Origin of the sequence: Vibrio sp. ES.051 (assembly GCF_002563795.1) — a bacterium.
GTDB lineage: Bacteria > Pseudomonadota > Gammaproteobacteria > Enterobacterales > Vibrionaceae > Vibrio.
Genome location: NZ_PDJL01000004.1, coordinates 578,013 through 592,163 on the forward strand (window position 1 = coordinate 578,013; position 14,151 = coordinate 592,163).

Consider the following 14,151-nt stretch of genomic DNA (forward strand, 5'->3'; position numbering starts at 1 on the left):
AAGGGTGCAAAATTGAACGTTTTTGGTGAGGTTTGTCACGGAATTATCTTTATTTACGGAACTTTTTGAGCGTTGCATTGGTTTGCAGTGAGTTTGTGATTCGCGTCTGTTTGTTGGGCGATTTTGTGACTTTTTAAGCCAGTCGATTAACCAACATAAATCGTTAGTGATCGGAATAATAAGGGAGTCGTATGTATCGGTGAATCAAAGAGGACGTTTGAATGAAAGAAGTCATGCTATTCCCACTCACTTCAGTTGTACTTCCTGAAGGCAAAATGAATTTGCGAGTTTTTGAACCAAGATACAAACGTATGGTTAAGGAATGTAGCCTGCAAAATCTTGGTTTTGGTGTTTGTCTTGTTGGCGGTGAGGGTGATCCAAAAGACGTGGGAAATGTTTCATCTATCGGAACTTTGGTCAGAATCGTTGATTTTGAATTACTCAGTGATGGGCTTCTTGGTATCACCGTAACGGGTGAAAAACGGTTTATCGTCAAACGTGTGCGTGCTGACTCGGACGGGTTACGCCATGCTGAAGTTGAATGGTTAGAAAATTGGCAACAGCCAGTTAACTCTCCTGACTTTATTTTTCTAAGTCAGCAGCTAGCGCATGTTTACGAAGAGTTTCCACAGCTTGGGAATCTCTACCAACACCGATTTTACGATGATCTGGCATGGGTTACTCAACGTTGGATTGAGTTATTGCCATTGGATTGTCATCTGTTTGAAAAGCTAGTGGGGGCAGAAGATTGTCTGCCCGCTTTGCAATTTCTCTCGGAAGCCATAGAAGCCCCGACCAACAACAAAGAGGCAAGGATATGAAAGGATTTAGCAAAGCTGCATTAACAGTGGTAGCAGCGTTAGGATTGGCAGCGTGTGGCTCTGACAGTGACTCTATCGAATATTCCAATTTGCAAGCAGTGCATGCGTCTGCTGATGCGCCGCTTGCAAATGTGTGGATTAACAATCAACCATCATTGACTGATGTAGACTATGGTGTGGGGTCTGGCTATTTACAGTTGCGTGAAGGGATGAACTCGATACGGGTTGATGTTCAGCTACCGGGGAGTGAAACGGTAACTGTGATACCTAATACGGAGTTGGACCTCGACTCTGACCTCTACTACAGCGTGTTCGTTGTCGGCGATGCAGATGGCACTCCAAACCCAGTGGAACCACTTGTAGTGACGCGAAATGAAGATTCAATGGCAGATGCGAATAGTTTCGATGTTCAGGTGGTTCATGCGGCGTCAGGCGTTCCAGCCGTTGATCTTTATGTCACCAAGCCTGGTATTGACTTAGCAAGTTCAACGCCAGTTGCCAATCTTGCATACAAAGCATCAACAGGGGTGCTCAATCTGCCTGCGGGAGATTATCAGGTTCGACTCGCCGTTGGTAACACCGTCGCCTTTGATTCTGGCACCGTACCACTACCAGCAAATGCAGACTTGACGATAGCGGCGATCAATACGGCAGATTCTACCAGTACTTCGCCAGTTAAGTTATTGGTTCTGGATGGCTCGGACTCTTCTATAATCGAAGATAAAGGGAGCCAAGCGGAAGCGCGAGTAGGACACCTTGTTGATGGTGCTCCTGTGGTTGATATTAATGTTGATGGAGCACCATTTGCACCGCTAGCTGACTTAGCATTCAAAGACGTTCGAGGTTATCTAGATCTTGAACCAGGTGCGTACGATATAGACGTATTTGTTGACGGCACGACGACTGACCCAATTATCGATGTAGATGGCTTAATGGTATCCGGCGGTATGGACTATAGTGTTTATGCGGTGGGCGTTGTAAACCCTGCGATTGATATTGAAGCGTTAGTTGTCGAAGATATGAGACGAGCAGTCGCCACTAGTGCAACACTAAACGTGACACACGCAGCAGCTAATCCGATAGCAAGCATGGTCGATATTTACCTTACAACAAGCACTGGTATTGACGGCAGTGATCCAACCTTTACTAACTTTGCGTACAAAGAGAGCTTACAAGGAATATACGTTGCTGCAGGCACCTATTATGTAACCGTGACAGTGGCTGGCGATCCAAGTACGGTTGCTGTTGATTCGGCACCAGTCACATTATCGGACGGTGTTGTATATCAAGTAGTTGCTATCGATGATAGTAATAACGGTGGCTTCAACCTGTTGGTTGATGACATCACCGATTAGGACGAATGGGAGGATAGTTCTCCTCCCTTTAATTAAGGCCGATTATGATGAGTGATAGTCCAAAAAAGTTGGGACGCAGTGATTGGAATGATTGCATGACCAAAGTGAAGGCTCGTGATCAGGATGCGTTCGCTTTTGTGTTCCGTTTTTATGCCCCCAAACTGAAGCAGTTCGCCTATAAGCATGTTGGCAATGAACAAGTTGCGATGGAAATGGTACAAGAAACGATGGCAACGGTTTGGCAGAAAGCCCACCTTTATGATGGTGAAAAGAGTGCGTTATCAACTTGGATATACACCATAATACGTAACCTGTGTTTTGACATGTTGAGAAAACAAAAGGGTAAAGAACTGCACATTCATTCTGATGACATTTGGCCTTCAGAGTATTATCCGCCTGATTTGGTTGACCACTACTCCCCAGAGCAAGATATGCTGAAAGAGCAGGTGGTTAAATTTTTAGATATATTACCGAAAAATCAAAGAGATGTTCTAAAAGCGGTCTATCTTCAAGAGTTGCCGCACCAGCAAGTGGCAGAACTGTTTGATATACCACTCGGTACCGTGAAATCCCGGCTAAGGCTTGCTGTAGAAAAGCTGAGGCATTCAATGCATACGGAGCAACTATGAACAAACACCCAGATAACAACTTGTTAGAAGCATACGCTTCGGGCAGCATTGATGCAGTTTCTGGTCTTGTGGTCGCAACCCATTTAGAAACGTGCGCAAATTGCCGCGCTTATGTTAACCAAGTTGAAGCGAGTCAGGCAAATCTGGTGAACGATATCCCTTCAGATTATGTGCCTGAATTTGATGATATGTTTCATAACATCATTAACGCTGAGCCTATTACTGACCATATTGAGATTCAAGAGTCAGCCCAGGTCAATGTAGCGGGTAAAAGCTTTGATCTTCCTAAAACGTTAGTGCGCTTTTCTGATCTAGTAGGCTCGTGGAGAAGCTACGGTGGTAAGGTATTTAGTGCTCAAATTGACTTAGGCGAAGAGGCGCGAGTGAGTTTGATGTACATAGGGGAAGAGATGCAAATTCCTCAGCATACTCATAAAGGATTGGAGTCAACATTAATTTTGCATGGCGGCTTTAGTGATGAAGATGGTCAGTACGAAGAAGGGGATTTGATGATTCGAGATGCCTCCGTAAAACACAGCCCATATACTAAAGTTGGTGAAGATTGCTTGTGTTTAACGGTACTGACGGAGCCAATGATTTTTACCCAAGGCGTCGCGCGCATATTTAATATGTTTGGTAAAGGGCTTTATCCATAAACGTACTAACCTTATTTTGATTCAAGAAAAACCACCGAACGTCGGTGGTTTTTTCATTTTACTGGCGGTGTTCTGTTAGTGTTTATAACGTGCCTTTTCCAGTAAATCATCGAAGTAATGGCGTAGCGAATACAACATAATTAAGCTCGGTATGACCATCACAGCAGTCAGCACGAAGAACGTGCTCCAGTCATTGAGATAATCAACCAACTCGCCACTAAATGAGGCAAGGGTTGTTCGACCGAAGTTCCCTAACGAGGCGAGCAAGGCATATTGCGTTGCGGAAAACGCTTGGCCGGTTAGGATCGTCAAGAAAGAAACAAAAGCGACGGTAGAAAAAGCCGTGGTAAAATTGTCAACGATGATTGTCGCCAAATACAAATGCTCATTGGGACCTACAGATGCAATCCAAGCAAACATCAAGTTACTGGCAGACATGGCAATACCGCCAACCATTAGCCCACGCACAATACCAAATCTGACGTTGAACATACTTCCGAGGAAGGTAAAAAAGATGGTTGCGCCCCAGCCAATCAGTTTCGAGTAGTGCCCAATTTGTTCATTGCTGAAGCCGATATCTTTGTAGAACGCGATTGACATGCGGCCTAGAAACGCTTCGCCAATTTTAAAAAGAAAAACAAACAGCAATAGTGTGATGGCCACTCGGACGCCGTTACGATTAAAGAAGTCAAGAAACGGCTCCACAACCGTTACTGTAAACCAAGCGACGACTTTAGAGCCAACCACTTCTTTGTGACGTTGCTCGGCTTCAGATTGCAATTGTTCTCGTTGTGTTTTTGGCTCACCCACTAAAAGTGTGAAAATCATGAGAAGACCAACGATGACCGCCATGCCGTAATAAACGCCATTCCAACCAACGCTATCCGCATTAATAAAAGCTAAGTAACCAGGGAGAGAATAACCTGTCCACCATCCGATCACAGCCATAGCAGAGGCTTGTGGCAGTTTAGACTCTTCCGATTTTGGGAAAGTATCGATACGAAAGGCGTCTATCGCAATATCTTGTGTTGCGGATGCCGTTGCTATGCAAAGGGCGAGTAGAGAGGCAAAGAGTAAGTTCTTCGTAGGATCGACGCCAGCAATAAAAACCGTCGCGATCAACACAATGGTTTGGCAGAAGAAAATCCAGCTACGTCGTTGCCCCAATAAGCGATAGAGCAGAGGCAACTTTACGCGGTCGACCAGTGGAGCCCAAAGAAAGTTAATCGCATAAACCGCGAATACACTACCAAAATAGCCGATAGCAGAGAGAGTTAAACCTGCATCCTTGAGCCAGCCAGACATATTTGAGCCAATCAGTACCCACGGAAAGCCGCTAGAGCAACCGAGCATGAAGACCCACAACAAACGCTTATCGAGGTAACTTTTTACCGTTTCCAACCAAGTGATGGAAGGTAATGAAGACATAGATTAATCCAATTCAATGACGCTATTATGTTGAAAGAGAAAGCCCTTCGTTCATTCAAAGGGCTTTTAGATGGAGTTAGTCAAGTAGCATTGCTTTAGTGATGACGATTTGTGTCTCTGGAACATCGCGCATTCGACCGAACGAGCTGGTAGGTTGTTTGGCCATGTTTTGGATTACGTCAAAGCCTGTTGTCACCTGACCAAAAACCGCATAGCCTGGTGGGCGGGCGTCGTAATTAAGAAAGTCATTGTCGACCAAATTAATAAAGAATTGACGAGTAGCAGAATCTGGCGCGTTGGTACGAGCCATCGAGATAGTCGCGCGATTATTACTTAAACCGTTGTTGCCTTCGTTTTTAATTGGCGCGTAAGTTTTCACCATTTTCATGTCTTGGTTAAAGCCACCACCTTGAGCCATAAAACCAGGGATTATGCGGTGGAAAACGGTGCCTTCATAACTGCCATCCTCAACATACTTAAGGAAGTTCGCTACGGTAATCGGGGCTTTGTCTTCATTTAATTCAACAGTAAATGAGCCTAACGTTGTTTCAAATGCCACCTTAGGCCCTGCCCAAACACTGCAACTTAATAGTGCGAGAGAAAGAATCGCTTTGCGTAGCATTAGAATCGCTCCTGCATGTATTGACGAAGTTCAGGGTCATTCGCAATTTCTTTTAACGTTAAAGTCACCACATCATTGAGTATTTGTTCAATATCGGCATCAGACGCACTTAATGTACCAGAGCGTGTTGCAGTGCCTGTGTAGGTTTTAACCAGTTTTCCCTGCGGAGTTTCTGCGATGATGTCAAGAATCACTTTGGCATCCATCTCGTTTTCCATGACCGAGTGCTTCACGTTTACCAACGCTTCTTGAACGTTAAGTTGAATCGCATTATTACTGTTTAAATCAGTCTGGAAACCTTGAGAAGAGAATTGCTGTTCTAAAGCTTCTTCTAAAGTAATACGTAAATTCTGCTTAGCATGAAGAGGGAGAATATTCGAACGACCGTTATCAACTAATGCAATGTATTGTGCTGCACGTACATCTTTGCTGGTCAAGCTGTAAGATTTGCCTTGAACAATTGGGTTTGTGCTTAGCGTGCTTTCAGGCATTAAATTCAGCTGTGCTTGTTGAGGTGCTGAACATGCAGCAAGCAATGCAACCGAAGCTGCAAGGACCAATTTTTTCATTTTATTATTCCTTTTAAATATGTTGCTTAACGTCTTATTTTACGTCTAATTTAGCAAGTTTTTTTGTGGCCTGTAAAATCACGAACTTATTGTTGGAAGCGATAAGTTTGACATTGTTATCGCCGAACAAGCGTTTTAGTTTTGCATCGTAGCTAAGATGGCGATTACCGATGACCAGTAACTTACCACCTTCACTCAATACTTGCTTTGCATCACAGAACATTTGCCAAGCAATATGATCGGTGATGGCCTGCTGTTGGTGAAAGGGTGGGTTACACATAATCATGGAGCAGCTGTTGTGTTTAAAACCGTCCAAACAATTGTTTGCAACACACTGTATGTCTCTATTTTCACCAAGGTTATCTAGCAGGTTCTGCTTCGCGGACTCAAGCGCCATAAAGCTTTCATCAACACAGGTTAATCGAGCATTCGGATTCAGCTGACCAAACTTCACAGACAGAACACCATTACCGCAACCGAGATCGATAACATTATCTATCAATGGGTCTTGAGGTAGGTGCTGCAACATAAAGCGTGCGCCTAAATCCAAACTTTCTCCTGAGTAGACGTTCGGCAAATTTTTGAGTTCGATACTTTCCCCATCAACGCTCCAAGTGATAAAAGGGTCGACTTCTATCACTGGTTCTGCGCTCGCTTGAGAAAACACCAATCGATGCTTTTTCCAAGCTAAAGACGTTTTGGTCTCGCCCAAGTATTTTTCAAACAACTTTAGTGTTGAAGTATGGATCTCTTTTGCTTTATTGACCGCAATAACAGGGCAGGAGGCTGGTAGTGACTTTCTTAGCTGATGAAGTATCCACACGAGGTGGCGGTTACTTTTGGGCAACTGCAATAACACAAGGTCTGTGTTGGCGGGCACATCATCCATCGTGGTCAAAAATACCACTTGATTCGATTGATTTTGTTCTAGGTTGTATTGCGCGCCTTTATGAGAAATAAAAGAATCACTCATTAGCGTCACATGGTGCTTTTCTGAAAACCAGCAGGAGAGGGCACCAAAGCTGTCATTAATCACGAGGATGTTTTGATTGTCTGGCAAAGCAAGCTCTTCAACATGATTAATAAGATACTCATCCCCGGCATCCCACGCTTGTAAAGTTTCATTATTGCGCTTTGGGAAACGATAGAGTATCAAGCTTCGGTCGTGAAGATTCAGTTCGGTTTTCATAGCTAAGTGTAAGTTGATTCAGAAATTAGTCGTTATTGTCGCAAATGATGGCGTGCCGAGATACAAAAAGCTGTCAAATTTTCTTGTTATCATCTTTTTGACGATAGAATTGATAACACGATAAGTGCGCTAGGGCTGCACCTCTGTCTAACTTGAGTATATACTTATGACATTCGAATCGATGAGGAACGAATATGATCCAAGAAATCATAGAGAAAAAACTGCATAGTGAGCTGCAGCCAAGTTATCTCAAAGTGGTTAATGAGAGCTACATGCACAACGTACCACCAGGCTCTGAAAGTCACTTTAAAGTGATTGTCGTGAGCGATTCATTTGTGGGTCAACGTTTAATTGGGCGTCATCGTCAAGTCCATCAAGTCCTTGCGAATGAGTTGGATCACCACATTCATGCATTAGCAATACACACCTACACTGATGAAGAATGGAAGCATGAGCAAAGTGGTGCTCCAGACAGCCCTATGTGTATGGGTGGGGGACACTAACCGCCAAAAATGTAAGAGTGTACAAGAAAGGTGGCCAAGGCCACCTTTCTTCGTTTTGACATTCTTTTGAGAGAAATGAACAGGGAGTAAAATACGGCATAAAAGAGAGTTAAAAAACTGTTAATGGTATTTCAGTTTATGAATAAAAAATGACAGGGTATTTCAGGTGGTGAATATGGCTTTTCCATAAGATATTTATGGAATATAGCATTTGTGCGATCGGTCAAAGTTATGACTATTCTTTGACCTTTTAGACCCGGTTCAACTTAAATAACCTCTCTATTCTAATGATTGACCATGGCATCGAGTTCCTAAAAAATGCTAGACTACCGCACCTGATAAATCTCGCGTATTCCTCGTGACGAGATTTTTAATAGGATGTTGCGATTTTGATGTTTTAAAAACATCAAAACCGGACACTGATGTCGTGTCTAAAAGTTACGCAATCAAAAGAATCTTTTTCCCGATAAAAGTAGTGCAAGTGCGTATGATTACAATAAAGAAGGGCTTGGATCTTCCTATCGCAGGAACTCCATCCCAGGTGATTAATGATGGTAAGACCATCAAAAAAGTCGCCTTGCTTGGCGAAGAGTACGTTGGCATGCGTCCTACCATGCATGTCCGCGTTGGTGATGAAGTGAAAAAAGCGCAAGTTCTTTTTGAAGACAAAAAGAACCCTGGCGTTAAATTTACTGCACCAGCAGCCGGTAAAGTGATCGAAGTTAACCGTGGCGCTAAACGTGTCCTTCAATCTGTAGTGATTGAAGTGGCAGGTGAAGAGCAGGTGACATTTGATAAGTTCGAAGCCGCTCAACTTTCTGGTCTAGATCGTGAAGTGATCAAGACTCAGTTAGTTGACTCTGGTCTTTGGACCGCTTTACGTACTCGTCCGTTTAGCAAGGTTCCTGCAATCGAGTCTGCTACTAAGGCTATTTTCGTTACTGCAATGGATACTAATCCACTCGCAGCGAAGCCTGAGTTGATCATCAATGAACAACAAGAAGCATTCATTGCTGGTCTAGACATTCTTTCAGCCCTGACAGAAGGCAAGGTTTACGTATGTAAATCTGGTACTAGCTTACCACGCTCTTCACAGTCTAACGTAGAAGAACACGTCTTCGATGGCCCTCATCCAGCAGGTCTTGCTGGCACCCACATGCATTTCCTATACCCAGTAAATGCAGAGAACGTGGCATGGAGTATCAACTACCAAGACGTTATCGCGTTCGGTCAGCTATTCCTAACGGGCGAGCTACATACTGATCGTGTTGTGTCTTTAGCTGGTCCTGTCGTGAATAACCCACGTTTAGTTCGCACTGTTCTTGGCGCAAGTCTTGACCAGTTGACGGATAATGAGCTAATGCCTGGCGAAGTTCGTGTGATCTCTGGCTCGGTACTAACGGGTACACATGCCACTGGTCCACATGCTTACCTTGGTCGTTATCATCAGCAAGTATCAGTATTACGAGAAGGTCGTGAGAAAGAACTGTTCGGTTGGGCTGTGCCTGGTAAGAACAAATTCTCAGTGACAAAATCTTTCCTTGGTCACGTATTCAAAGGTCAGTTGTTCAATATGACAACGACGACTAATGGTAGTGATCGTTCAATGGTTCCAATTGGCAACTACGAACGCGTAATGCCTCTAGATATGGAACCGACATTGTTACTTCGCGATTTGTGCGCAGGTGATACTGACAGCGCGCAAGCGTTGGGTGCGCTCGAGCTAGATGAAGAAGATGTAGCATTGTGTACCTTTGTATGTCCTGGCAAATACGAATACGGTGAATTACTTCGTGAATGCCTAGATACCATTGTGAAGGAAGGGTAATCCATGCTTAAAAAATTCCTTGAGGATATCGAGCATCATTTTGAACCAGGTGGTAAACATGAAAAGTGGTTTGCGCTTTACGAAGCAGCAGCAACACTTTTTTACACGCCAGGTTTAGTGACAAATAAAAGCTCCCACGTTCGTGATAGCGTTGACTTAAAACGTATCATGATCATGGTTTGGTTTGCGGTATTCCCAGCAATGTTCTGGGGTATGTACAACGCTGGTGGCCAAGCTATCGCAGCGCTTAACCACATGTACGCTGGTGAGCAATTAGCGACAGTTATCGCAGGTAACTGGCATTACTGGTTAACCGAAATGTTCGGCGGAGTTATTTCTGCTGATGCAGGCGTTGGCAGTAAAATGCTCCTAGGTGCGACTTATTTCTTACCAATCTACGCAACGGTCTTTATTGTTGGTGGTTTCTGGGAAGTACTTTTCTGTATGGTGCGCAAGCATGAAGTAAACGAAGGCTTCTTCGTGACTTCTATCTTATTCGCGCTGATTGTTCCGCCAACACTTCCTCTATGGCAAGCGGCACTAGGTATTACCTTTGGTGTTGTGGTTGCGAAAGAGATTTTTGGTGGTACGGGTCGTAACTTCCTAAACCCTGCGCTTGCAGGCCGTGCTTTCCTATTCTTCGCTTACCCAGCTCAGATCTCAGGTGACGTTGTATGGACAGCTGCAGATGGTTTCTCTGGTGCGACTGCTCTTAGTCAATGGGCTAAAGGTGGTAACGGTGACCTAGTTAACACAGTAACTGGCGCTCCTATCACTTGGATGGATGCTTTCATTGGTAACATCCCAGGTTCGATTGGTGAAGTCTCGACTCTGGCTCTGCTGATCGGTGCTGCGATGATCGTTTACATGCGAATCGCATCATGGCGCATCATTGCTGGTGTAATGGTCGGTATGATTGCCGTATCGACGTTATTAAACGTCATCGGCTCTGAGTCTAACCCAATGTTCAACATGCCATGGCACTGGCACCTAGTTTTAGGTGGTTTTGCATTCGGTATGTTCTTCATGGCAACGGATCCTGTATCTGCTTCATTTACTAATAAAGGTAAATGGTGGTACGGCGCGCTAATCGGCGCAATGTGTGTATTGATTCGTGTAGTTAACCCAGCGTACCCAGAAGGTATGATGCTGGCGATTCTATTTGCGAACCTATTTGCACCTCTGTTCGACCATGTAGTGATTGAGAAGAACATCAAGCGGAGACTAGCACGCTATGGCAAATAATAACGACAGCATTAAAAAGACGCTGGGTGTTGTTATCGGGTTGAGCCTTGTTTGTTCAATCATCGTATCAACAGCAGCTGTGGGTCTGCGTGATAAGCAAAAAGCTAACGCTGTCCTAGATAAGCAATCAAAGATCGTTGAAGTTGCAAGCATTGAGGCGAATGGTAAGAAAGTACCAGAGTTATTTGCTGAGTACATCGAACCTCGACTTGTCGATCTAGAAACAGGTAACTTTGTAGAAACGGCTGAAAATGGCGCTACTGCCACTGAGTTTGATCAGCGCGAAGCATCCAAAGATGCAGAACGTTCAATCTCGTTGACAAAAGAAGAAGACGTAGCTGATATTCGTCGTCGCGCGAAAACCGCAGTGGTGTACTTAGTCAAAAGCCAAGGCGAAGTCCAAAAAATTATCTTGCCTATGCATGGTAAAGGACTATGGTCAATGATGTATGCCTTTGTAGCCGTTGAAACTGATGGTAACACTGTGTCTGGTATTACTTATTACGAGCAGGGTGAAACTCCTGGACTTGGTGGTGAAGTAGAGAACCCTTCATGGCGTAACCAGTTCGTTGGCAAAAAACTGTACGACGACAACTACCAGCCAGCGATTAAGGTCGTAAAAGGCGGTGCACCGCAAGGTTCGGAGCACGGTGTTGATGGTCTGTCAGGGGCAACGCTCACTAGTAATGGTGTTCAACACACATTTGACTTCTGGTTAGGTGAGATGGGCTTTGGTCCTTTCCTAGCAAAAGTTCGTGACGGAGAACTTAACTAATGTCTAGTGCACAAAATGTTAAAAAGAGCATTCTAGCGCCAGTGTTGGATAACAACCCAATCGCGCTACAAGTGCTTGGTGTTTGTTCTGCTCTTGCAGTAACAACTAAACTAGAAACAGCTTTCGTAATGACACTAGCAGTAATTTTTGTAACTGCATTGTCTAACTTCTCTGTTTCTTTGATCCGTAACCACATTCCTAATAGTGTGCGTATCATCGTTCAGATGGCAATCATCGCATCGTTAGTAATCGTGGTAGACCAGGTGCTAAAAGCTTACCTATACGATATCTCTAAACAGTTATCTGTATTCGTTGGTCTGATTATCACCAACTGTATCGTAATGGGCCGTGCTGAAGCATTCGCAATGAAGTCTGCGCCAATTCCGTCTCTTATCGATGGTATCGGCAACGGCCTTGGTTACGGTTTCGTTCTTATCACTGTAGGTTTCTTCCGTGAGTTATTTGGCTCAGGCAAGCTATTTGGCCTAGAAGTTCTCCCTCTAGTGAACGATGGTGGTTGGTATCAGCCTAATGGTCTAATGTTACTAGCGCCATCAGCATTCTTCCTAATCGGCTTCCTAATCTGGGTAATCCGTATTCTGAAACCAGAACAAGTAGAAGCGAAGGAGTAAGGGCGTCATGGAACATTACATTAGTCTGCTAGTTAAATCGATTTTCATCGAAAATATGGCTCTGTCTTTCTTCCTAGGTATGTGTACTTTCCTTGCCGTATCTAAGAAGGTTAAGACCTCTTTCGGTCTAGGTGTTGCAGTTGTCGTAGTATTGACTATCGCAGTTCCTGTGAACAATCTAGTTTACAACCTAATTTTGAGAGAGAACGCGTTAGTTGAGGGGGTAGACCTTAGCTTCCTAAACTTCATCACCTTTATCGGTGTAATTGCAGCACTTGTACAAATCCTAGAGATGGTTCTAGACCGTTTCTTCCCACCGTTGTACAACGCGCTGGGCATCTTCCTACCGTTGATCACAGTAAACTGTGCGATCTTTGGTGGTGTATCTTTCATGGTACAACGTGACTACACCTTTACGGAATCCATCGTTTATGGTTTCGGCTCTGGTGTAGGCTGGATGTTAGCAATCGTTGCTCTTGCAGGTATCCGTGAGAAGATGAAGTACTCTGACGTTCCTCCTGGTCTACGTGGTCTTGGTATCACATTTATCACGGTAGGTCTTATGGCGTTAGGCTTTATGTCTTTCTCTGGTGTTCAACTGTAAGTCGGGTAAACCGCAACAATTAAGGAATAGTCAATGGACATTATTCTTGGTGTAGTGATGTTTACTCTGATCGTACTTGCACTAGTACTAGTGATTCTTTTCGCTAAGTCTAAGCTTGTACCAACAGGTGACATTACAATTTCTGTGAACGATAACCCTGAATTGGCGATCGTTACACAACCAGGTGGCAAGCTACTGAATGCTCTAGCAGGTGCTGGTGTATTCGTATCTTCTGCTTGTGGTGGCGGTGGCTCATGTGGTCAGTGTCGCGTAAAAGTTAAATCAGGCGGTGGTGACATTCTACCAACCGAGCTTGACCACATTACTAAAGGTGAAGCGCGTGAAGGTGAGCGTCTAGCATGTCAGGTTGCAATGAAAACTGACATGGACATCGAACTTCCTGAAGAAATCTTCGGCGTTAAAAAGTGGGAATGTACCGTTATCTCAAATGATAACAAAGCAACATTCATCAAGGAGCTTAGGCTGCAAATACCAGATGGCGAATCAGTACCTTTCCGTGCTGGTGGTTACATCCAGATTGAAGCGCCAGCCCACCACGTAAAATACGCAGATTACGATGTTCCAGAGGAATACCGTGGAGACTGGGAGAAGTTCAACCTATTCCGTTACGAATCTAAAGTCGATGAAGAGACAATTCGTGCGTATTCAATGGCGAACTACCCTGAAGAGCACGGCATGATCATGCTGAACGTTCGTATCGCAACGCCGCCGCCAAACAACCCAGACGTACCACCTGGCATCATGTCATCGTACATTTGGTCACTAAAAGAAGGCGATAAGTGTACTATTTCAGGTCCATTTGGTGAGTTCTTTGCGAAAGACACTGACGCAGAAATGGTCTTCGTTGGTGGTGGTGCAGGTATGGCTCCAATGCGTTCTCATATTTTCGACCAGCTGAAACGTCTGAACTCGAAGCGTAAGATTTCATTCTGGTACGGTGCACGTTCTAAGCGTGAAATGTTCTACGTAGAAGATTTCGATATGCTACAAGCTGAGAATGATAACTTCGTATGGCACTGTGCACTGTCTGATCCACTTCCAGAAGATAACTGGGATGGCTACACTGGCTTCATTCACAACGTTCTTTACGAGAACTACCTACGTGATCACGAAGCACCAGAAGACTGTGAATACTACATGTGTGGTCCACCTATGATGAATGCGGCTGTTATCGGCATGCTAAAAGATCTAGGTGTAGAGGATGAAAACATCCTACTTGATGACTTCGGTGGTTAATCCCTCCAAGTGATTGAATCTATGGCTAGCTCTCTAAG

General features: G+C 44.3%; 15 protein-coding genes. 11 read left to right on the plus strand and 4 right to left on the minus strand.

The annotated features are described in order from the left end of the window. Positions 1–221: 221 nt before the first annotated feature. From ATG66_RS09040 to ATG66_RS09055, 4 genes are read left to right on the plus strand one after another with little or no spacing between them, the layout of a single operon-like run. Positions 222–821 (plus strand): LON peptidase substrate-binding domain-containing protein, encoded by a 600-nt coding sequence (locus ATG66_RS09040; protein WP_098414984.1) that lies wholly within the window; start codon positions 222–224, stop codon positions 819–821. Continuing rightward, complete coding sequence (locus tag ATG66_RS09045; protein ID WP_098414985.1) at positions 818–2,176, plus strand: DUF4397 domain-containing protein; 1,359 nt, start codon at positions 818–820, stop codon at positions 2,174–2,176. Before ATG66_RS09040 ends, ATG66_RS09045 begins: the two co-directional genes overlap by 4 nt. A 44-nt stretch (positions 2,177–2,220) precedes the next feature. Beyond that, a complete protein-coding gene (locus ATG66_RS09050; protein ID WP_098414986.1) occupies positions 2,221–2,805 on the plus strand; it encodes an RNA polymerase sigma factor in 585 nt (194 codons plus the stop codon). Further along, entirely contained in the window at positions 2,802–3,461 is a 660-nt protein-coding gene (locus ATG66_RS09055) for a ChrR family anti-sigma-E factor (RefSeq protein ID WP_098414987.1), read from the plus strand. Before ATG66_RS09050 ends, ATG66_RS09055 begins: the two co-directional genes overlap by 4 nt. A 75-nt stretch (positions 3,462–3,536) precedes the next feature. Here the strand turns inward: ATG66_RS09055 and ATG66_RS09060 are convergent, their stop codons facing one another. From ATG66_RS09060 to ATG66_RS09075, 4 genes are all read right to left on the minus strand, one after another. Then, entirely contained in the window at positions 3,537–4,889 is a 1,353-nt protein-coding gene (locus ATG66_RS09060; RefSeq protein ID WP_098414988.1) for an AmpG family muropeptide MFS transporter, read from the minus strand. A gap of 76 nt (positions 4,890–4,965) precedes the next feature. After that, positions 4,966–5,511, minus strand: a complete 546-nt coding sequence (locus ATG66_RS09065) for a peptidylprolyl isomerase (protein WP_098414989.1) — start codon at positions 5,509–5,511, stop codon at positions 4,966–4,968. Continuing rightward, positions 5,511–6,080 (minus strand): YajG family lipoprotein, encoded by a 570-nt coding sequence (locus ATG66_RS09070; protein WP_098414990.1) that lies wholly within the window; start codon positions 6,078–6,080, stop codon positions 5,511–5,513. Before ATG66_RS09070 ends, ATG66_RS09065 begins: the two co-directional genes overlap by 1 nt. A 34-nt stretch (positions 6,081–6,114) precedes the next feature. After that, positions 6,115–7,269, minus strand: a complete 1,155-nt coding sequence (locus tag ATG66_RS09075; RefSeq protein WP_098414991.1) for a methyltransferase — start codon at positions 7,267–7,269, stop codon at positions 6,115–6,117. 194 nt (positions 7,270–7,463) lie between these two features. Between ATG66_RS09075 and bolA the strand changes: the two genes are divergently transcribed. From bolA to nqrF, 7 genes are all read left to right on the plus strand, one after another. Then, positions 7,464–7,772 carry a transcriptional regulator BolA gene (bolA, locus tag ATG66_RS09080; protein ID WP_098414992.1) on the plus strand — a complete coding sequence of 103 codons (309 nt, stop codon included), beginning with the start codon at positions 7,464–7,466 and terminating at the stop codon, positions 7,770–7,772. A 487-nt stretch (positions 7,773–8,259) separates the two neighbouring features. Continuing rightward, on the plus strand, positions 8,260–9,600 hold the full coding sequence (locus ATG66_RS09085) for a Na(+)-translocating NADH-quinone reductase subunit A (RefSeq protein ID WP_098414993.1): 1,341 nt from the start codon (positions 8,260–8,262) through the stop codon (positions 9,598–9,600). Positions 9,601–9,603: 3 nt separating this feature from the next. Next, positions 9,604–10,845: an NADH:ubiquinone reductase (Na(+)-transporting) subunit B gene (locus tag ATG66_RS09090; protein WP_098414994.1), complete on the plus strand. Its 1,242-nt coding sequence runs from the start codon at positions 9,604–9,606 to the stop codon at positions 10,843–10,845. Next, positions 10,835–11,620: a Na(+)-translocating NADH-quinone reductase subunit C gene (locus tag ATG66_RS09095; protein ID WP_098414995.1), complete on the plus strand. Its 786-nt coding sequence runs from the start codon at positions 10,835–10,837 to the stop codon at positions 11,618–11,620. The genes ATG66_RS09090 and ATG66_RS09095 overlap by 11 nt, the downstream gene beginning before the upstream one ends. Then, on the plus strand, positions 11,620–12,252 hold the full coding sequence (locus ATG66_RS09100; protein ID WP_098414996.1) for an NADH:ubiquinone reductase (Na(+)-transporting) subunit D: 633 nt from the start codon (positions 11,620–11,622) through the stop codon (positions 12,250–12,252). Before ATG66_RS09095 ends, ATG66_RS09100 begins: the two co-directional genes overlap by 1 nt. Before the next feature lie 7 nt (positions 12,253–12,259). Continuing rightward, positions 12,260–12,856: an NADH:ubiquinone reductase (Na(+)-transporting) subunit E gene (gene nqrE / locus ATG66_RS09105; RefSeq protein WP_098414997.1), complete on the plus strand. Its 597-nt coding sequence runs from the start codon at positions 12,260–12,262 to the stop codon at positions 12,854–12,856. Positions 12,857–12,889: 33 nt separating this feature from the next. Next, on the plus strand, positions 12,890–14,113 hold the full coding sequence (gene nqrF, locus ATG66_RS09110; RefSeq protein ID WP_098414998.1) for an NADH:ubiquinone reductase (Na(+)-transporting) subunit F: 1,224 nt from the start codon (positions 12,890–12,892) through the stop codon (positions 14,111–14,113). The last annotated feature ends 38 nt before the right edge of the window (positions 14,114–14,151 follow it).

Excerpts from the sequence above, each read along its gene's own strand:
- ATG66_RS09090 (WP_098414994.1), top strand. The coding sequence starts at position 9,604 with ATGCTTAAAAAATTCCTTGAGGATATCGAGCATCATTTTGAACCAGGT.
- ATG66_RS09045 (WP_098414985.1), top strand. The coding sequence starts at position 818 with ATGAAAGGATTTAGCAAAGCTGCATTAACAGTGGTAGCAGCGTTAGGA.
- ATG66_RS09070 (WP_098414990.1), bottom strand. The coding sequence starts at position 6,080 with ATGAAAAAATTGGTCCTTGCAGCTTCGGTTGCATTGCTTGCTGCATGT.
- ATG66_RS09100 (WP_098414996.1), top strand. The coding sequence starts at position 11,620 with ATGTCTAGTGCACAAAATGTTAAAAAGAGCATTCTAGCGCCAGTGTTG.
- ATG66_RS09085 (WP_098414993.1), top strand. The coding sequence starts at position 8,260 with ATGATTACAATAAAGAAGGGCTTGGATCTTCCTATCGCAGGAACTCCA.
- ATG66_RS09060 (WP_098414988.1), bottom strand. The coding sequence starts at position 4,889 with ATGTCTTCATTACCTTCCATCACTTGGTTGGAAACGGTAAAAAGTTAC.
- nqrE (WP_098414997.1), top strand. The coding sequence starts at position 12,260 with ATGGAACATTACATTAGTCTGCTAGTTAAATCGATTTTCATCGAAAAT.
- nqrF (WP_098414998.1), top strand. The coding sequence starts at position 12,890 with ATGGACATTATTCTTGGTGTAGTGATGTTTACTCTGATCGTACTTGCA.
- ATG66_RS09055 (WP_098414987.1), top strand. The coding sequence starts at position 2,802 with ATGAACAAACACCCAGATAACAACTTGTTAGAAGCATACGCTTCGGGC.
- bolA (WP_098414992.1), top strand. The coding sequence starts at position 7,464 with ATGATCCAAGAAATCATAGAGAAAAAACTGCATAGTGAGCTGCAGCCA.
- ATG66_RS09095 (WP_098414995.1), top strand. The coding sequence starts at position 10,835 with ATGGCAAATAATAACGACAGCATTAAAAAGACGCTGGGTGTTGTTATC.
- ATG66_RS09075 (WP_098414991.1), bottom strand. The coding sequence starts at position 7,269 with ATGAAAACCGAACTGAATCTTCACGACCGAAGCTTGATACTCTATCGT.
- ATG66_RS09065 (WP_098414989.1), bottom strand. The coding sequence starts at position 5,511 with ATGCTACGCAAAGCGATTCTTTCTCTCGCACTATTAAGTTGCAGTGTT.
- ATG66_RS09040 (WP_098414984.1), top strand. The coding sequence starts at position 222 with ATGAAAGAAGTCATGCTATTCCCACTCACTTCAGTTGTACTTCCTGAA.
- ATG66_RS09050 (WP_098414986.1), top strand. The coding sequence starts at position 2,221 with ATGATGAGTGATAGTCCAAAAAAGTTGGGACGCAGTGATTGGAATGAT.